The organism is Acidocella sp., from assembly GCF_036489515.1.
Lineage (GTDB): Bacteria > Pseudomonadota > Alphaproteobacteria > Acetobacterales > Acetobacteraceae > Acidocella.
Genome location: NZ_DASXFO010000005.1, coordinates 40,996 through 58,790, shown reverse-complemented (window position 1 = coordinate 58,790; position 17,795 = coordinate 40,996). Strand labels below are relative to the sequence as shown.

General features: G+C 64.7%; 15 protein-coding genes and 1 pseudogene. 4 read left to right on the top strand and 12 right to left on the bottom strand.

Annotated features, from left to right (window positions below):
• Positions 1-25 precede the first annotated feature (25 nt).
• Positions 26-1,426 carry an NAD(P)/FAD-dependent oxidoreductase gene (locus VGG47_RS00720; RefSeq protein ID WP_331534936.1) on the bottom strand — a complete coding sequence of 467 codons (1,401 nt, stop codon included), beginning with the start codon at positions 1,424-1,426 and terminating at the stop codon, positions 26-28.
• 418 nt (positions 1,427-1,844) lie between these two features.
• On the opposite strand from VGG47_RS00720, the gene VGG47_RS00715 reads away from it, so the two are divergent.
• Entirely contained in the window at positions 1,845-3,464 is a 1,620-nt protein-coding gene (locus VGG47_RS00715; RefSeq protein ID WP_331534935.1) for a class I SAM-dependent methyltransferase, read from the top strand.
• Between the two features lie 92 nt (positions 3,465-3,556).
• Here VGG47_RS00715 and VGG47_RS00710 read toward each other — a convergent pair whose 3' ends face one another.
• Entirely contained in the window at positions 3,557-3,814 is a 258-nt protein-coding gene (locus VGG47_RS00710; RefSeq protein ID WP_331534934.1) for a hypothetical protein, read from the bottom strand.
• A gap of 257 nt (positions 3,815-4,071) precedes the next feature.
• On the opposite strand from VGG47_RS00710, the gene queE reads away from it, so the two are divergent.
• The 3 genes from queE to VGG47_RS00695 all read left to right on the top strand — a co-directional run bounded on the left by queE (position 4,072) and on the right by VGG47_RS00695 (position 5,954).
• Positions 4,072-4,704, top strand: coding sequence for a 7-carboxy-7-deazaguanine synthase (gene queE, locus VGG47_RS00705; protein WP_331534933.1), 633 nt, complete (start codon positions 4,072-4,074; stop codon positions 4,702-4,704).
• Positions 4,704-5,114, top strand: coding sequence for a 6-pyruvoyl trahydropterin synthase family protein (locus tag VGG47_RS00700; protein WP_331534932.1), 411 nt, complete (start codon positions 4,704-4,706; stop codon positions 5,112-5,114). The genes queE and VGG47_RS00700 overlap by 1 nt, the downstream gene beginning before the upstream one ends.
• Before the next feature lie 279 nt (positions 5,115-5,393).
• A complete protein-coding gene (locus VGG47_RS00695) occupies positions 5,394-5,954 on the top strand; it encodes a winged helix-turn-helix domain-containing protein (protein ID WP_331534931.1) in 561 nt (186 codons plus the stop codon).
• Between the two features lie 160 nt (positions 5,955-6,114).
• Here the strand turns inward: VGG47_RS00695 and VGG47_RS00690 are convergent, their stop codons facing one another.
• From VGG47_RS00690 to nuoG, 10 genes and pseudogenes are all read right to left on the bottom strand, one after another.
• Positions 6,115-7,218: a patatin-like phospholipase family protein gene (locus VGG47_RS00690; RefSeq protein ID WP_331534930.1), complete on the bottom strand. Its 1,104-nt coding sequence runs from the start codon at positions 7,216-7,218 to the stop codon at positions 6,115-6,117.
• Positions 7,219-7,236: 18 nt separating this feature from the next.
• On the bottom strand, positions 7,237-7,674 hold the full coding sequence (locus VGG47_RS00685) for a CBS domain-containing protein (RefSeq protein ID WP_331534929.1): 438 nt from the start codon (positions 7,672-7,674) through the stop codon (positions 7,237-7,239).
• A gap of 383 nt (positions 7,675-8,057) precedes the next feature.
• Positions 8,058-9,470, bottom strand: a pseudogene (locus VGG47_RS00680) (NADH-quinone oxidoreductase subunit N); the annotation flags it as partial.
• The gene (gene nuoM / locus VGG47_RS00675; RefSeq protein WP_331534928.1) at positions 9,470-10,945 is read right to left on the bottom strand and encodes an NADH-quinone oxidoreductase subunit M; all 1,476 of its coding nucleotides are present in this window, start codon (positions 10,943-10,945) and stop codon (positions 9,470-9,472) included. The pseudogene VGG47_RS00680 and the gene nuoM, both read right to left, overlap by 1 nt.
• Positions 10,942-12,807: an NADH-quinone oxidoreductase subunit L gene (nuoL, locus tag VGG47_RS00670; RefSeq protein WP_331534927.1), complete on the bottom strand. Its 1,866-nt coding sequence runs from the start codon at positions 12,805-12,807 to the stop codon at positions 10,942-10,944. The genes nuoM and nuoL overlap by 4 nt, the downstream gene beginning before the upstream one ends.
• Positions 12,808-12,813: 6 nt before the next feature.
• Positions 12,814-13,122, bottom strand: coding sequence for an NADH-quinone oxidoreductase subunit NuoK (nuoK, locus tag VGG47_RS00665; protein ID WP_331534926.1), 309 nt, complete (start codon positions 13,120-13,122; stop codon positions 12,814-12,816).
• Entirely contained in the window at positions 13,119-13,622 is a 504-nt protein-coding gene (nuoJ, locus tag VGG47_RS00660) for an NADH-quinone oxidoreductase subunit J (protein ID WP_331534925.1), read from the bottom strand. The genes nuoK and nuoJ overlap by 4 nt, the downstream gene beginning before the upstream one ends.
• Before the next feature lie 11 nt (positions 13,623-13,633).
• Positions 13,634-14,146 carry an NADH-quinone oxidoreductase subunit NuoI gene (gene nuoI / locus VGG47_RS00655; protein WP_331534924.1) on the bottom strand — a complete coding sequence of 171 codons (513 nt, stop codon included), beginning with the start codon at positions 14,144-14,146 and terminating at the stop codon, positions 13,634-13,636.
• A 9-nt stretch (positions 14,147-14,155) separates the two neighbouring features.
• Positions 14,156-15,118 carry an NADH-quinone oxidoreductase subunit NuoH gene (gene nuoH / locus VGG47_RS00650; protein WP_331534923.1) on the bottom strand — a complete coding sequence of 321 codons (963 nt, stop codon included), beginning with the start codon at positions 15,116-15,118 and terminating at the stop codon, positions 14,156-14,158.
• Complete coding sequence (nuoG, locus tag VGG47_RS00645) at positions 15,115-17,793, bottom strand: NADH-quinone oxidoreductase subunit NuoG (protein WP_331534922.1); 2,679 nt, start codon at positions 17,791-17,793, stop codon at positions 15,115-15,117. Before nuoG ends, nuoH begins: the two co-directional genes overlap by 4 nt.
• Between the last annotated feature and the right edge of the window lie 2 nt (positions 17,794-17,795).

Genomic DNA, 17,795 nt, shown 5'->3' with positions numbered 1-17,795 from the left:
CCTTGTTTTGTATGGAAGCTGCTCACTAATGCAGTTTCACCGACGGCCCCGTGCGCCGCGACAGGCCGCGCGAGAGGAAACTGAGCAGGGCGTAGCGCGTGCCGTTCAGCGCGCGTTCATGCATCACGCGCATCGAGTGATACATCATCCGCGCGAACAGGCCTTCGATGAAAACGCCGCGGCCGAAGAGGGAGCCCATCAGGTTACCGACGGTGCTGTGGTGGCCAAGCGAGACCAGCGAGCCGAAATCCCGGTAAACGAACGGCTGCAACTCCTGGCCGCGGAGCCGTTTCTCGATCTGCGCCAGCATATGATCGGCCTGCTGATGCGCGGCCTGCGCGCGCGGCGGCACGAAACCTGAGTCGCCGGGCATAGGGCAAGCGGCGCAATCGCCCATCGCGAAGATGCTGGGGTCGCTGGTCGTCTGCAAGGTCGGTTCGACCACCAGCTGGTTGAGGCGGTTGACCTCCAGCCCGTCGAGATCGCGCAACACTTCGGGGGCTTTGACGCCCGCCGCCCACACCACCAGCTCGGCGGGAATGAAGGAATCGTCCGCGAGCCGGACGCCCTCGCTCGTCACTTCCTTCACCCGCGCGCTGGTCTGGACTTCGACGCCCATGCGTTCGAGCAGGCGGCGTGTGGCTTTGGAGATCCGTTCCGGCAAAGCCGGGAGGAGGCGGTCCGCCGCCTCGATCAGCACGATGCGGATGTCGCGTTCCGGGTCGATGCGGTCGAGCCCGTGGGCGATCACCTCGCGCAGGGTCCGGTGCAATTCGGCCGCGAGTTCCGTGCCGGTCGCCCCGGCGCCGATGATGGCGACATGCAGCTGACCCGGCCGGATCGGCTCGGCCTGCGTCTGCGCGCGCAGGCAGGCGTTGACAAGCCGCCGGTTGAAGCGTGCTGCCTGGGCCGGTGTTTCCAGCCGCACCGCATGGTCAGCGGCGCCCTGGGTGCCGAAATCATTGGTCACGCTGCCGATCGCGACCACCAGAATGTCGTAATCGATGGAACGCGGCGGTGTGATCTCGCGCCCCTCGTCATCGAGCGTGGCGCCAAGGTGGACTTTTTTGGCGCTGCGATCGAGCCCGACCATTTCGCCTAACCGATAGCGAAAGCCATGCCAGTGCGCCTGCGCGAGGTAGTTCACCTCATGGACGTTAGGGTCGAGGCTGCCGGCGGCCACTTCGTGCAGCAAGGGCTTCCAGAGATGGGTGCGGGCGCGTTCCGCCAGCGTGATGCGTGCCCGTCCATGCCGGCCCAGGCGATCGCCGAGCCGGGTCACCAGCTCGAGCCCTGCAGCGCCGCCGCCGACCACGACGATGTTGGGGAGCGGAGCCCCCTCAAGATTTTGCGCCGCCGCCGGTGACGGGTCAGCTTGCAACCCGTCAGGCGTGGCGGGAGCGGGGGCCTTGTTTGGTGTCAGCATGGAATCAAGTCCTTGTAGATGAGGCGGAAGACGTGATCGTGGGTGAACGCGTGGAGCTTGTCAGGCATCTCTCACGGAGCTCCACATTCCCTGGGCAGAAGGAGGGGATCGTTCATGCCGATGAGGCTACGATGTCTGGGAGTCCCGGTCCAATATCGGCCGCCGGACGCGTGCAGCCGCGCTCGCCCCGAAGTTGTTTTGATAAAGCAATATCCACAGAAATCTGGATAAGCTTGTGGATTGTTCATGTATACCGGTGCACGCGGCGCGATCTGCTTGAACCGCCCACGTTTTGGCCCGCCTCCCTGTGGCCGGGAGCCAGACGCCGCCGGCGCCGCGTCCGGCGGCGACGCCGCGTTCGTCTGGTGTTTGCGCGGCGTGTGGTGCATGTGCGGAGCACTAAAGCGGATGGACGAAGATGACTGACTGGACCGACGGCTACCGGGCTGATGCGACCTACACCACGGAATTTTACCGCCACATGACGCCGGCCTGGCTGTCGCTGGCCACGCTGCTGAGCGGGCACCGGCCGCCGCGCATCGATCGCCGGTTCCGCTGGTGCGATCTCGGCTGCGGTCAGGGATTTACGGCGCTCGGTGTGGCCGCTTGTCATCCGCAGGCGGAGGTGTTCGCCTTCGACTTCAGCCCGGCGCATATCGACAATGCGCGGACCATGGCGGAGCAAGCGGGCATCGGCAACGTGGTGTTCGCCGAGACCTCCTTCGCGGAGCTGGCGGCGGCGCCGCGCGAGGCGTTGCCGCAGATGGACTTCATCGTGCTGCAGGGCGTATGGAGCTGGGTGTCCTCGACGCAGCGGGCGCTGCTGCTCCAGTTCATCCGCGACCGGCTGGCGCCCGGCGGTGTGGTGTATCTGAGTTACAACGCACTCGCTGGCTGGGCGGCGATGGTGCCGGTCCAGCGGCTGATGCGGCTGTACAGCGAAATCCGGCCCGGTCCGGTCGAGGAGGTGATCTCAGGCGGGCTCGGCTTCCTGAACGAGCTGATCCGCAGCGATGCCGCCTTCTTCGCGCATAATCCCCTCGTGGCGGCGCGGCTGGACTATTTGGGCAAGAAGGACCCGCATTACCTGGCCCATGAGCTGCTGCACGCGACCTGGGACCCGATGTCACCTGACGCCGTGGCGCGCGACCTGGCGGAGGCGAAATGCGGCTTCATCGGCAGCGCCACGCTGCTCGAAAATTTTGACGCGCTGTCCGTGCCGCCGAACATCGCCGCGACCATCGCGCAGACGGGAGATGCGCGCATGAAGGAGGCGCTGCGTGATCTCGGCGCCTCACGCACCCTCCGCCGTGACCTCTTTCGCCGCGGCGCCGAAAAGCCGCTCGAGGGCGAGGTCACGGCGCTGCTCGACGAGATCGTGCTCACGGATTTTTGCGGCAAGGACGAAGCGGACATCACCATCGCCACCGGTGGCGGCACCAGCCGGACGCTCGACAGCAATGTCTACGGTGCGGTACGGGGGCGGCTGCACGCGGGGCCGCTCTCCGTGGGAGAATTGCGCCGGAACCTCGGTGACCTGGCCACGACCAGGGAGGTTGTCAGCGTGTTGTGCGAGACCGAGCTGGCCCATCCGCAGCTGCCTCCACAGACGCGGGCGCAGATGGCGCGGGCTGCCGCGCTCAACCGCGTGATCGGCCAGCATAACCGCCACGGGGGCGCCCTCAAATGTCTGGTGGCGCCAAAACTCGGCACTGGGCTGCCGGCGGACACGTTCGAGACGATGGTGTTCGAGGAGTTTTCCGCCGGGATGCCGGATGATCTGGCGCCGGCCATCGACCGTCTGATGGCAATGCTCCTGGCGCGCGGGCTGCTGCCGCAGCAGGACGGCAAGCCAATCGATCCGGCCGGCATGCGGGCCACGCTGGGCCAGGCCCTGGAGCGTTTCATCACCACGCGCCTGCCGGTCTTCCAGCAGGTCGGGATTGTCCCCGAAGCCGCGGCGGAACCCGGACAGGCGGCGTCTAAGGCCCGGAAACGCTCTCGCTTTCTTGGAGAGAAGAAAGCGGCCGCTTTTTAAAAAAAGCGGCGCAAAAATTTTGTTGTGCTGGACCATGTGCGGTGCCGGCAACACGCCCATGGCCCAGCATTCAAAAAGTAGCCTTCCCTCATTTACGCCCGGCGTGCCGAGCCGTCATGTGCCGGGTTGCCGACCTCGTGACGGATTGCCGCCGCAAGTTCGGGATTGGCCCGCCGGATCTGCTGGATCCGCAGCGCGGCGGCGGGGCCGGGGGTTGGGGTGCGTTCCCACAACTCCAGAAACAGAAAATCCTCTGCGACGCGTTGGTCCCTGGTTGAGGAGATCACCGTTTTCAGAGTTGCCGTCAGGGAAATGTCTGCATCAGCTGTCTTGTCGCCGGACCTCGTCATGCATCTGTCCTTCCGAAAAAGCTGCCGATTTGTTCTGAGCGTCGCTCCGATGCGTCTTCATGCTCGCGGACGCTCAACGCTGATCAACTTCTTATCCGACTCGACAGGCAAACGGTGTGAAGAATAGATGATCGATTAGTACTTGGTCTGTGCGGCGCGAATGGCCGCCCATCCTTGCCATGCGAGCGAATGGCACTAATAGAGGGCCCCATCGTGGCCGCCTTTCTGGTTTGGCGGGGCGGAACAAAGGGCAGCGCATGAGTTATGCGGTAAAGGAGATATTTCTCACCCTCCAGGGCGAAGGCAGCAACGCGGGGCGGGTCGCGGTGTTCTGCCGCTTTGCGGGTTGTAACCTCTGGTCGGGGCGTGAGGAGGACCGTGCCGACGCGGTCTGCCGCTTCTGCGACACGGATTTCGTGGGCGTGGACGGGACGGGCGGCGGCCGTTTCGGCGAGGCCGCACAGCTGGCTGAGGCGATCGCCGCCGCTTGGGTGGGCGGGCCTAAAAACCGGCTGGTGGTGCTCACCGGCGGCGAGCCGCTGCTGCAGGTCGACGCACCGTTGATTGCGGCGCTGCACGCGCAGGGCTTCGAGATCGCGGTGGAGACCAACGGCACGATCGTGCCGCCGGACGGGCTCGACTGGATCTGCGTCAGCCCCAAGGCAGACGCGCCTTTGGCGGTGCGCAGCGGGCATGAGCTCAAGCTTGTCTTCCCGCAGGAGAAGGCGTGGCCAACGCGCTTCGAGGCGCTCGCTTTCCAGCATTTTCTGCTGCAGCCGATGGATGGACCCGAGCGCCAGGCCCATACCGAGGCGGCGATCGCGTACTGTCTCGCCCATCCAAACTGGCGCCTCTCGGTGCAGTCGCATAAATTTCTGGGTATTCGTTGATGTATGAGTTGAGTAAGCAGTTCCGTTTCGAGGCGGCGCACACCCTGCAGCGGGCGGTCGACGCGGAACCCAGCCGGCGCATCCACGGCCATTCCTACCGGGCGGAGGTTGTGCTGCGCGGCGTGCCGGACCCGCAGACCGGCATGATGATCGATCTGGGCCAGCTGGCCCGTATGATCGAAGAGGTGCGCGACGGGCTGGACCACCGCTTCCTCGACGAGGTCGCCGATCTTGGCCCCGCGACGATGGAAAATCTCGCCTCCTGGATCTGGCGCAAGCTGGTGGGCGGCTGCCCTTCCTTGTTCAGGGTCACCGTGTATCGCGACAGCGAGGGCGATACCTGCAGCTATTTCGGCCCCGATGCCGGCCTGCCGCCCGTGAACGCGGCGGCTCCCAACACCAAGGTATAAACAACCTCCTCCTTTAGGTAGGGCGCGTAAGCTGTACGGGGCGATTGGCCACCTACAAGAGTGGAAAACGCGTCCTTTTGTCTAATGGCGTCCGGTTGGCCGGCGGCGTTAGCATTGATCATTGATTACAGGCTTGAAGCCCGGTCAGTGGCGTTTGATCCACCGCCTTTTGCAGAAGTTTGTCGCTCCACGAGGGCGACCGCGCTGCCCGGCACCACGGAATTCTTGGATATTGCGGTCCGATCCGTTTGCGGGCCGCCGCTTGACGAGAGGGACCCCATGACCGCTGAGATCATCGCCTTCCCGGTCCGGCGCGCCGCGGCGCCAACAGCGGTGCAAACCGGCGGCGACAGTGTGGCGTTCGGTCCGTTCCGGCTCTGGCCGGCGGCGCGGCGGCTGGAGAAAGCCGGCCGGCCTGTGTCCTTGGGCGGGCGGGCTCTGGACATTCTCGTGACGCTGACCGAACGGCCCAGCGAGGTCGTCTCCAAACAGGAGCTGATGCGGCGGGTTTGGCCCGGTATCGCCGTCGAGGAGTCAAATCTCCGCGTCAACATCGCGAGCCTGCGCAAGGCGTTGGGCGATCAGACGGAGACGGCGCGGTTCATCGCCAGCGTGCCCGGACGTGGCTATTGTTTTGTGGCACCGGTTGCGGCCGCGTTCGATGCTCCGACGCATTCAAATATGGATGCCGCAGCCGCGCTCACGCTTCCGGCCGGGCTCGGCGTGGACCAGTTCTTGCAGGCCATCGCCGCCCAGCTGGGCGCGGGACAAGTCGTGAATATCGTGTTGACCAACGAGCAGGTCCTGCGGGTCGAGGGCACACACGCCGGCTATCCCTGATTAAGGGAAGTGGCCGCTTTTTAAAAAAAGCGGCGCAAAAACTTTGGCTCCACTGGGCCATGGGCGTTGTCGGCGACAACGCCCATGGCCCAAATTAATAAAGTTTTTTGCTACTTTTTGTTCACAAAAAGTAGCCTTCTCCTTTGCTTCTTTGAGCAGGTCAGGCCGCAAAGCGGTGCAGGACGACGCCTTCCAGCGGATCGGCCTGGGCGGTCCAGGGGGCGGCTTCGAGCGCGTGGGCGGCCTGGGCGTAACCGGCGTCCCAGCGCGCGCTTATGCTGCCGGCGCTGAAATCGAGGTCCTTGGCATAGTCCTCATCCGGCAAGGAAGGCGCCAGCAGGGCCACCACATGCATCCGGGTGAGGCAGCCATAGCCTGCCAGTTCGCGGATTTCGGGGCTGGCGCGCTCTGCGGCGGGGAGCCGGCGGGCCAGCTCGGCGATGACGTGGCGCAATTTGTGGATCTGCTTCTGCCGTGCCACGTGGCTGCGCGAACGGCTGGCATATTGCACGTCCTTTTGCCGGTTGAGCACTTCGGCGATGCTGTGCGGCTCCGCGCCATCGGGGTTCCACACATGCACCGAGAAGATCAGCGAGTCGCGCCGCGGATTGTCGTCAAAAATCGCTTCCAGCGGGGTGTTGGAGAGGATGCCGCCGTCCCAGTACAATTCGCCGTCGACGCGGACCGGTGGGAAGGCCGGCGGCAGGGCGCCGGAGGCGAGCACATGCTCGATCCGGAAGGTGATCTCGCGGCTGTCGAAATAATGCATCTGCGCGGTGCCGACATTGGCGGCGCCGACCGAGATTCTGGGCCTCCGCCGGTTGAGCCAATCGAAATCGATGAGTTCGGCCAGGGTCTGGCGTAAGGGCGCGGTGCTGTACAGCCCGGCCTCTTCCGCCGCCAGAGGCCAGAAGTCGCCGAACATGACCGCCGAGTTGGGGACAAAAAATGCGCCGAGCCCCTGCATCATGGTCAGGAGCCGCGCCATTTTTCCGCCGCCGGGGCAGGCGGCGATCAGGTTGGCCGGCTGGCTGTAGCCGATCCGCTGCCAGAAGCTGCGCAGCCGCTCGACCCGGTCTTCCGGCGCGTTGCCGGCGATCAGGCTGGCATTGATCGCGCCGATCGAGGTGCCGATCACCCAGTCTGGTTCAATTCCAGCCTCGTGCAGGGCCTGGTACACGCCGGCCTGGTAGGCACCGAGTGCGCCGCCGCCTTGCAGGACCAGAACAACCTGGCCAAATCCAGCGGTCAGTTCCGCTGACATGCTGTCTTAGCGGCGCGGCTACGGCGTGGTGATATAGGTTCGCAGCGACGTCACTTCGAACTGCGCTTCCTCCAGCAATTGTTTGACGACGTCGCCGATTGAGATCAGGCCGACCAACTTGCCCTCGTCGATCACGGGAATGTGGCGCGTGCGGTTCAGCGTGATCATCTCCAGCACGTCGCCGATCTTGTCGTCGAGCGCGCAGGTGGAGACAAGGCGGGTCATCAGCGTTTTGACCGGCATCGTCAGCAGCGCCGGGCCGTGTTCGATGATGCCGCGGATCACGTCGCGCTCGGAGATGATGCCGACGAGATGATTTTCGGCGTCGACCACCGGGGTGGCGCCGATCCGGTGCGCGTAGAGGAGTGCCGCGAAGGAGGCGATGCTCTGTTCCGCCACGGCAGTGACGACTTTGTTGCCTTTGTATTTGAGGATCGATCTGACACGGGTCTCCATGAACGGCTCCTGGTCGTTGCGGATATGATTTTGATTTTTGCCGTTCGTCTCGGTGGACGAAGCTTTGCGTCCCGAGGCAAACGGGAATGAAATTTATAGCGCGCTTCGCGGTCAAGCCGATATTACTTTGGGTTAATAGAAAAAAAGGCAAGCAGCCGCTTTTAAAAAAGCGGCGCAAAAATTTTTGTTGTGCTGGGTCATGGGCGTTGGCCCCGACAACGCCCATGACCCAGCATAACAAAGTTTTTTTGCTTCTTTTTGTTCACAAAAAGAAGTCCTTCCCTTCCTTACTTCGCGGCGAGCGTTTTCATCCTGCTCGGACGCTGCGGTGCAAAAATATCGCCGGCGCTGCGCGTGGTCTGTGGCACGAAGCTTAAGCCCGCCACGGTCTGCTGCACGCCGGCGATCATGGGCGCGGGATAGACGCCGAGCCAGACGAGCAGGACGAGCAGCACCGCCACGGTCGCAGCGCCGAGACGTGCGCGGGCCGGGACTGCGGGGCGCTGGGGCAAGGGGGATAGCATGACGACGATGATGCGCAGGTAGTAATACAGGCCGATCGCGCTGCCGATGATCAGCGCCGCCAGCGGCAGCACCAGATGCGTGCCGACACCGGCGGCGATGACATAGACCTCGGCGATAAATCCCATGGTAGGCGGCAGGCCGGCGAGCGAGAGCAGCATTACGGTGAAGGCGCCGGCGAGCCAGGGGCGCTCCCACATCAGGCCGCGATAGGTTTCGAGCTGGTCGGCATCATGGCCGCGATCGGGCTGCGACAGCAGTGTGATGACGCCGAACACGCCGGTCATCGTCACCGCGTAGGCGGCGAGATAGGTGAACGCGGCGGCCAGCGCGGTGACGCTGCCGGCGAGCAAGGCGACCAGCACATAGCCGACATGGGAGATCGAGGAATAGGCGAACAGGCGTTTCAGATTATCCTGCAATAGCGCCAGCAGATTGCCCGCGAGCATGGAGACGATGGCGATCAGCGAGAGCACCCACAGCAAGGACGGCGCACGGTAGCCGTCCAGCAGCACGAAGAAGCGGAACAGCAGCGCGAAAATGGCGATTTTCGACACCACGGCGACCAAAGCCGTCACCGGGGCCGGCGCGCCCTCATAAATGTCCGGCGCCCACATGTGGAACGGCACCAGCGAGAGTTTGAAGCCGATGCCGGTGAGCAGCAGTGCGAAGCCGGCATAGGCATAGATGTCGCCCGCGGGCGCAGAATTCCAAAGCTGGCCGAGGGCGGCGAAGGACATGGTGCCGTAATCCAGATAGATCAGCGCCATGCCGAAGAGCAGGAAGGCCGAGGAGACACCGGCGAGGATGAGATATTTGAGCCCGGCTTCCAACGCGAGCTCGCGCCGCCGGGGATAGGCGATGAGGCCGATCAGCCCGATGCTCAGCGTCTCCAGCCCCAGGAAGAAGGCGGCGAAATGCAGGCTGGCGAGCAAGGCTGCGGCGCCCAGCGCGGTGAGCAGGAGCAGCAGGTAATACTCGTCATAAGGCCCGTCCTGCATGCGTTCGAGATAACTGTAGGAGAGCACCAGCACGGCGAGCGTAGAAGTGAGGACGAGGAACAGAAAAAACAGCGTGTAGCCGTCGACCAGGAAGAGCGGGGTGACCATGACCGTTTCGGCGGGCAGGGCCAAAAGGATCGAGGCCAAAGCGGCGATCAGCCCCGCGGCGCTGACGATGGCGGTGAGGCGATGGTCGCGGCGCCAGGCGATCAGCAGCATCACGATCACCGGCGTTGCGGAAAGGATGAGGAAGGGCAGGGCGGAAACACTCATCACGGGGCTCCGTCGGCGAGTGTGGTGACGGCGCTGGCGCGCAGCGCCGCCAGGCTGGGGGCGGCGGTATCGACCACTTTCTGCGGGGCGACGCCGAGCCAGATGATGGCGACCGCCAGCGCGCCCATGACGGCGATGTGGCGGGCGCGCAGATCCGGTGCTGCGACATCGCGCGGCTTCCCATGGAAGGCGCGTTGTACCAGCAGCAGCGCGTAGGCGGCGGCGGTGACGGTGCCGAACGCGCCGATCACGGCAAACACCGGCTTCACCTGATAGGTGCCGAGCAGGACCAGAAATTCGCCGATGAAATTGCCGAGCCCGGGCAGGCCGAGCGAGGCGATGGCGAAAAACATGCCCCAACTGGAGAGGCGCGGCAGGCTGTTCCAGAGCCCGCCAAGCTGGGCGAAATCGCGCGTGTGCAGCCGCTCCTGCAGGGCGCCGGCGAGGATGAACAGTGCGCCGGTGCTGATGCCGTGGGCCAGCATCTGCACCACCACGCCCTGCAGCGCTAAGGTGTTCCAGGCATAGATGCCGAGCAGGACGAAGCCCAGATGGCTGACGCTGCTATAGGCGACCAGCCGCTTGAAGTCCGACTGACCAAAAGCCAGCAGCGCCCCATAGATGATGGCGATGACGCCCAGCAGCATGGCGGTGGGCGCGAACGCCATCGCCGCGTGCGGGAACAGCGGCACCGCGAAGCGCAGCAGCCCGTAGGCCCCGGTCTTCAGCAGCACGCCCGCGAGGATGACGCTGCCGGCGGTTGGCGCCTCGGTATGCGCGTCGGGCAGCCAGCTATGGAACGGCACGGCGGCGAGTTTCACGGCAAAGGCGATGAAGAAGCCGAGCATGATCCAGAATTCCGTGGACCAGGCCATCTTCGTGCCGAGCAGCGCGAAATAGTCGAAGGTGAACACGCCGGTTTCGGACTGGTGCACGAAGGCCAGCGCCAGGATGGCGACCAGCATCAACAGCCCGCTGCCCTGGGTGAAGAGAAAGAATTTGATCGCCGCGTAGGTGCGGCGCTCATGCCCCCACAAAGCGATGAGGAAATACATCGGCACCAGCATCACTTCCCAGGCGAAGAAGAACAGGAACAGATCCAGCGCCAGGAACACGGCGATGGTGCCGGTGAGCGACATCATCAGGTTGAAATGGAAGAAGCCGGTGCGTTCGGTGATCTCGCTCCAGGAGATGACGACCGCGACGATGCCGAGCAGCAAAGTGAGCAGCACCAGCAGCAGGCTTAGCCCGTCCAGCCCCAGCTCGAAATTGATGCCGAGTTGCGGGATCCAAGGCAGGTTCAGCCGGTCGAGCCAGGCGCCGGAGGGCGCGCCGCAGGCCAGCGCCAGCACGGGCAGATCCAGGATCAGCGCGCCCAGCGAGACCCAGCGCGGCGCATCCGGGTAGCGCCCGCCGCACGCCCAAGCGAGCGTGCCGCCGAGGCCGGGGATGAGGATGAGCCAGAGCAGCATCATCGCAGCACCGCGACGGCGATGGTGACCACCGAACCCGCGGCGAGCCAGCTCGCGTACCAGCGCACCTGCCCGGTCTGCAGTGCGCCCAGACGGCGATGCAGCCAGCGGCAGGTCCAGGCGATGCCGGTGTAGAAACGGTCGATGACGTCATGGCGGTTGACGCGGACCAGCGCCAGGAACGGCGCCACCACCAGGGCGTGATACAGCTCATCGAACGCCCAGCCGCCGTAGAAAAAGTTGCGGCAGGCGGCGATGGCGGGGCGCGCCGCCCAGGCGGCGAAGCGTGGGCCGATGCGCCAATACAGCGCGTAAGCGAGGCCGAGGCCGAGGAGTGAAATCGCCGAAGTGAACAGGATCAGCGTGACCGGGGCGGGCGGTGGGGCGGCGCCAAAGACCGGCGCCAGCAACCGGGAGAATATTTTTGCTCCGCCCAAAACGGGGGGTGTTTCCACCAATCCGCCGACCAGCGCCAGCACCGAAAGCGCGGTGAGCGGCAGGGCGACGCGCCAGCCATAACGGCCGGAGACTTCCGTTTTTGCCGTACCGAAAAACACCACGAACACGGCGCGGAAAATATACAGCGCGGTGACGAAGGCGGTGACGATGCCGCCCAGCCAGAGCAGCCGGGCCGCCCCGCCCGGCGCCCAGGCGGCGGCGAGGATCGCATCCTTGCTGTAGAAACCGGCGGTGATCAGCGGGAGGGCGGCGAGCGAGGCGCTGCCGATGAGAAAACTCCAGAAAGCGAGCGGTAGGCGTGTGGCCAGCCCGCCCATGCGGAAAATATTCTGCTCGTGATGCAGCCGCATGGTGATGGCGCCGGCGGCGAGGAACAGCAGCGCCTTGAAGAAAGCGTGCACCATGAGATGAAAGATCGCCGCACTCCAGGCGCCGACACCCAAGGCCAAAAACATGTAGCCGATCTGGCTGACGGTGGAATAGGCGAGGATGCGCTTGATGTCGCTCTGGTTCAGCGCGGCGAAGGCGGAGACCAGCAAAGTGATGGTGCCGATGACGCCCACGGCGGCGAGCACGGCGGGGGCGAGGAGAAACAGCGTGTGCGTGCGGGCGATGAGATAGACGCCGGCGGTGACCATGGTCGCGGCATGGATCAGCGCGCTGACCGGCGTGGGGCCGGCCATGGCGTCCGGCAGCCAGGTCTGCAGCGGCACCTGCGCGGATTTGCCGATGGCGCCGGTCAGCAGCAAGGCGGCGGTGAGCGTCGCGGCGAGAGAGCCCACAGCCCACGAGTTTGGCGCCTGGACCAGCAAGGTTTGGATCTGCAGCGTGTGCAGCTGCGTGAAGAGGAGAAAGAGAGCCAGCATGAAACCGACATCGCCGATGCGGGTGACAATGAACGCCTTGCGCGCTGCCAGGCCGTTCGCAGCATCCTGGTACCAGAAGCCGATGAGCAGATAGCTGCACAGGCCCACACCTTCCCAGCCGACAAAGAGCGCCAGAAGGTCGCCGGCCAGCACCAGCACAAGCATCGCTGCGACGAACAGATCCATATAGGCGAAGAAGCGGTTATAGCCTTCGTCTCCTTCCATGAATTCGGCTGCGTAGAGCAGGATCAGGCTGCCGATGATGGTGACGATGAGCATCATCACCAGTGAAAGCGGGTCGAGATAGAGGCTGACCGTCGGCGCGAAATTGCCGATATGGACCCACTGCCAGAGCGTCAGCGCCACGCTTTGCTCTTGCTGGTTGAGAAACGTGATGGCGATGAGCGTGGCGATGACGGCGGAAAGCACGACGGCGCCGACGCCGACCAACGCGATGTTCCGTTGCGACATGCGGCCTTCGCTCAGGACCAAAATCGCTGAGGCAAGGAGAGGAAGGGCCGGGACCAGGAGCAGAATCATGGCGCGTCACCCGTGCATGAGGTTGGCGGCGTCGGCGTCGAGCGTCGTCAGCCGGTGTCGGATGCGGATGATCACGGCCAGGCCGACGGACACCTCGGCGGCGGCGAGGGTGAGCACGAACAGGAACATCACCTGCCCGTCCGCCTGGCCCCAGCGGGCGGCGGCGGTGATGAAGGCGAGCCCGGCGGCGTTCAGCATGATCTCGATCGACATCAGGATGAACAGCAGGTTGCGCCGCACCAGCACGCCGGTGACGCCGAGCGCGAACAGAATAATGGCCAGGAACAGCGCGTGTTGCACGGGTACGGTCATCATGACGCGATCCCCCGCTCGCCATGGGCGATGCGATAGGCGCCGACCAGGGCGGCGAGCAGCAGCATCGAGGCGAGTTCGACGCAGAGCAGATAGGGGCCGAACAGCACGATGCCGACCTGCTGCGGCGGCACCACGTTTTGCGCCAGCGGCCAAGCCGTGTGGTGCGCGAGGGTAAGCAGCAGCTGCAGGGCGAGAATGGCGGAGAGGATCGAGGGGCCGATCCAGATCTGCGGCACGATCCATTGCGCCTCGCGCCCCTCCGCCTTTTCCCCGAGATTGAGCATCATCACCACGAACACGAACAGCACCATGATCGCGCCGGCATAGACGATGACCTCCAGCGCCGCGGCGAAGCCGGCGCCGAGCGTGTAGAAGACCACCGCCACGGCGAGCAGCGAGACGATGAGATAAAGCAGCGCATGCACGCCATTGGTGCGGGTGATGGTGAGGAGTGTGGCGACCAAGGCGATGAAGGCGGCGATATAGAAGGTGGTGTTCACGGGCTTGCTCCTCACGGCAGCAGCGAATGAATGTCGACCGGCGGTCGCTCATGCTCCGCCTCGCCCTTGTCCTTGCCGGGAATCGCGAGGCCGGAGACGCGATAGAAATTATAGCCCGGATATTTGCCGGTGCCGTTGATGAGCAGATCCTCCTTCTCGTAGATCAGGTTCGGCCGCTCATATTCGGACATCTCGAAATCCGGGGTGAGCTGGATGGCGTTGGTCGGGCAGGCCTCCTCGCAAAAGCCGCAGAAAATGCAGCGCGAGAAATTGATGCGGAAATATTCCGGATACCAGCGTCCGGCCTCTTCGGTTTTTTGCAGGCTGATGCAGGCAACCGGGCAGGCCACGGCGCACAGATAGCAGGAGACGCAGCGTTCCGCGCCGTCGGGATCGCGGCTCAGCACGATGCGGCCGCGATAGCGCGGTGCGAGATACGGCTTCTGCTCGGGATATTGCACGGTTTCGCTGCGGTGGAAGAGGTGCAGAAACGTCAGCCAGAGTGTTTGCAGCGCGCTGAGCATGAAACCCTCCTATCCCCCGGACCAGGCCAGCATGATCGCCCCGGTGGCGGCGATGTTGAGCAGAGAGAGCGGCAGCATGAGCTTCCAGCCGAGCGCCATCAGCTGGTCATAGCGCGGCCGCGGCAAAGCGGCACGCAGCAGGATGAAGAAGGCGACCAGCACGGCGGTTTTCACAAAGAACCAGAGCAGCGGCGGGAGAAACGGTCCCTGCCAGCCGCCCAAGAACAAGATCGTGATCATTGCCGCGATGACCAGGATGCCGACATATTCGCCGATGAAGAACATGCCGAATTTCATGCCCGAATATTCGGTATGAAACCCCGCGCCGAGCTCGTTCTCGCCTTCCGGAAGATCGAAGGGCAGGCGGTGCGTTTCGGCGATGCCGGCGATGAGGAAGACCACAAACCCCAGGAATTGCGGCAGGATGAACCAGACATGGCGTTGCGCGCGCACGATGTCGGCGAGGCTGAACGAGCCGGCGAGCATCACCACGCCGATCAGCGACAGGCCCATGAACACCTCGTAGCTGACCAGCTGCGCGGTCGCCCGCATGCCCCCGAGGAGCGAGAATTTGTTGTTGGATGCCCAGCCCGCGAGCACCACGCCATAGACGGAGAGCGAGGTCACGGCGAGAAAGAACAGCACGCCGATATTGAGATTGCCGACGATGCCGATGGACGGCGTGACCGGCACTACCGCGAAGGCGAGCAGCGCCGTCGCCATCACCATCGCCGGGGCCAGCACGAAGACGGTGCGGTCGGCGAAAGGCGGCACCCAATCCTGCTTGAAGAGAATTTTCAGCATGTCCGCGACCACTTGCAGGGAGCCGAACGGACCGACGCGGTTGGGGCCGCGGCGGTCCTGCCAGAACCCCAGCAGCCGCCGCTCAATCCAGGTGAGCAAGGCAGCACCTATGACCAGGGCCAGAAGGATGCCGATAATGTCGAGCAGGTTGAGCAGGATGATGATCATGGCGCCGCGTCTCCCGCATCGGCACGCAGCGTCGCCCGCACGGGGCCGGAGAGCCAGGCTGTCTGCGGCCAGCCGGCGCTGACCAAAGCGGTGCCGGCTGGCAGATCGGTGACGATGGTGACGCTCAGGCGCAGTTTTTCTTCACCGATTGAGATCTCTGCCGCGGCGCTCTGGTGCAGGCCGAGCGCACCGGCGTCGGCTGGGTTCAAGGAGAGTGAAGCGGCGGGAATAAGTTCCGCAACGGAAGGGGCGCGTGCAGAAAGTTCATCGCTGCCGAAAACATGGTGCTGCGGCAGGACCAAAAGCGCGCCGTTCGCATGGTCCGGCGCGGCTTCCGGAAGCGAGAGCGGCGTGGCGGCCCGTCCGTCGAACAGCCTGGTGCCCGCCGGACCGCCCTGCATCGCCCCGGTCTCCTCCTGGAATTTGTGCAAAGACTGTCCGGAATTCCAGCCGGGCGCCCAGAAATAGGGGATCAGCGCCGCCGGCATGGCGCCGTAATAGCCTTCCATCGTGCCGGTGAACGGTGCCGCCTCCGGCCGGAAAGCCTGCGGCTCGTGCACGGTGCGCGCGGCATCCACGGCGGTGCGGCCGGTATAGCGATGCGGCTCGCTGCGCAGGCGCCGCCCGGCGACGCGGAAGCCGGCGCCCGGGGCAGCGTCGACGATGCCGGCAAATTCCGGCAGCGAAGCGGCGAGTTTTTGCATCACCACGTCAAAATGTTGCGCCGGGAAGGGGTGGCCGATGGCGGTGGCGATGTCGCGCAGCCAGATCCAGGCAGGGGCGGCTTCGCCCGGAGGTGCTGCGACCGGAAATCCACGCTGCGCCCGCCCTTCGGCGTTGACATAGGTGCCCTCGCATTCGGCGAAATTGCCGCTGGGCAGAAGAAAATCCGCCCGCGCGGTGGTCGGCGTCGCCATATGGTCGAGCACCACGAGCGGTTTTTTGGTGCCGGACAAGGCGGCGACTTCGTGCGGGGGGGCGCGGCGAGACAGGTCGTTCTCCAGGACGATGACGGCGGTATCGGGCTCTGCCGCCGCGCGCAGCGCCGCTTCGACATTTTGCGCCTGCATCATCGCGAGCCCGAGGCTGTTGCATTCGGCGACGGCGAATGCCACGCGCGCTTCGATGTTTTGAGCCCGCAGCGCCTGCACGATCATCGCCGCCATGGCGGGCAAGTCTTTCATGCCGAGCGCGCAGCCAGCGACGATCACGGGATTCTTGGCCGCGCGCAAAACCCGGGCGATGTTTTGGACAGAGCCCTCGCCCTCTCGGACGGATGTGATCGCCTCGTGCAACGCCCGCGCAAAATCAATGTTTTGCGCCGGTGTCATGCGCAGGACCGAACAGGCGATGTCGTCCAGCTGCGTGGGGAAGGGGGAGACGATGAATAGCGGCGTTCGCGTCTCCTGCGCCGCCGTGCGGATCGCCGCGTCCTGCCAAAGGGAGAGTTTCAACGTTTCAGCAACTTCGTGCGCGGCGGTCCGCGCGGCCTGGCGCAGCGCCAGCGCCAGGCGCGGCGCGGTGTTGGTGACATCCTCGCCCAACACCAGAACGGCATCGGCCGTCTCGATCTCGGCCAGGCGCGCGGCCGGCAGTCCGGCGCGGTAGGCTGCGAGGATTTCCGCGAGGCATTCCGCCTCCGCGGCGGCGATGCCGGCGAAGAAGGAGTCCGCGCCGACCAGTTCGCGCAGGCAGAAATTCGCTTCCAGCGAGGCGCGCGGCGAGCCGATGCCGATGGTTCTGCTCCTCCCGTGCAAAGCTGCAGAAAGCTGCTCGAGCACCAGTTTTTTTGGTGCGGCCCGGACCACGCCCAAACCATCGCGCATCATCGGCACGTTGGGGCGATGCGCATCGTTGGCGAAACCATAGCCGAAGCGGCCGCGGTCGCAGAGGAAGTAGCCGTTCACCTCCTCATTGAAGCGGTTGAGTATGCGTCGCAACTGGCCGCCGCGCTCGCTTACCTGGGTGTTGCAGCCATGGCCGCAATGCACGCAGATGGCGGGCGCGCTGCGCAGATCCCATTTGCGGTTATAGGCGGCGGAGAGCGTCTTGTCGGTGAACACCCCAGTCGGGCAGACTTCCACCAGATTGCCACTGAACGGGCTTTGCAAAACCCCATCGGCGTCGCGGCCGAAATAGACGTCGTTATGGGCGGCATAGACGTCGAGATCCTCGCCGCCGGCGTAGTCGCGGTAAAACCGCACGCAGCGATAGCAGGCGATGCAGCGGTTCATTTCATGCTTCACGAAGGGGCCGAGATATTGGTTGCGATGCGTGCGCTTGGTGAAGCGGTAGCGCCGGCTGGCATGTCCGGTCATCACCGTCATGTCCTGCAGATGGCATTCGCCGCCCTCTTCGCAGACCGGGCAGTCATGAGGATGATTCGTCATCATCCATTCGATGACGCTGGCGCGGAACGCTATGGCTTCCGGGTCCGCCACGGAAATGCGGGTGTTATCGGCGGCGGGCGTCATGCACGCCATGACGATTCTGCCGTGCTGATCTTCAGGCGCAGAAAATTGCTTGACCGCGCATTGCCGGCAGGCGCCGACCGAGCCCAGCGCCGGGTGCCAGCAGAAATAGGGCAGGTTGATGCCGTGCGCGAGCGCCACCTGCAGCAGATTGTGCCGTGGATCGGCCTGAAAATCCCGCCCGTCGATCTGGATGCGCGCCATAC

Coding starts and splice junctions, on each gene's coding strand:
- nuoL (WP_331534927.1), bottom strand. CDS start 12,807: ATGATTCTGCTCCTGGTCCCGGCCCTTCCTCTCCTTGCCTCAGCGATT.
- nuoK (WP_331534926.1), bottom strand. CDS start 13,122: ATGATGACCGTACCCGTGCAACACGCGCTGTTCCTGGCCATTATTCTG.
- nuoM (WP_331534928.1), bottom strand. CDS start 10,945: ATGATGCTGCTCTGGCTCATCCTCATCCCCGGCCTCGGCGGCACGCTC.
- VGG47_RS00700 (WP_331534932.1), top strand. CDS start 4,704: ATGTATGAGTTGAGTAAGCAGTTCCGTTTCGAGGCGGCGCACACCCTG.
- VGG47_RS00710 (WP_331534934.1), bottom strand. CDS start 3,814: ATGACGAGGTCCGGCGACAAGACAGCTGATGCAGACATTTCCCTGACG.
- nuoI (WP_331534924.1), bottom strand. CDS start 14,146: ATGCTCAGCGCGCTGCAAACACTCTGGCTGACGTTTCTGCACCTCTTC.
- VGG47_RS00685 (WP_331534929.1), bottom strand. CDS start 7,674: ATGGAGACCCGTGTCAGATCGATCCTCAAATACAAAGGCAACAAAGTC.
- VGG47_RS00695 (WP_331534931.1), top strand. CDS start 5,394: ATGACCGCTGAGATCATCGCCTTCCCGGTCCGGCGCGCCGCGGCGCCA.
- VGG47_RS00690 (WP_331534930.1), bottom strand. CDS start 7,218: ATGTCAGCGGAACTGACCGCTGGATTTGGCCAGGTTGTTCTGGTCCTG.
- queE (WP_331534933.1), top strand. CDS start 4,072: ATGAGTTATGCGGTAAAGGAGATATTTCTCACCCTCCAGGGCGAAGGC.
- nuoH (WP_331534923.1), bottom strand. CDS start 15,118: ATGATCATCATCCTGCTCAACCTGCTCGACATTATCGGCATCCTTCTG.
- VGG47_RS00715 (WP_331534935.1), top strand. CDS start 1,845: ATGACTGACTGGACCGACGGCTACCGGGCTGATGCGACCTACACCACG.
- nuoG (WP_331534922.1), bottom strand. CDS start 17,793: ATGGCGCGCATCCAGATCGACGGGCGGGATTTTCAGGCCGATCCACGG.
- VGG47_RS00720 (WP_331534936.1), bottom strand. CDS start 1,426: ATGCTGACACCAAACAAGGCCCCCGCTCCCGCCACGCCTGACGGGTTG.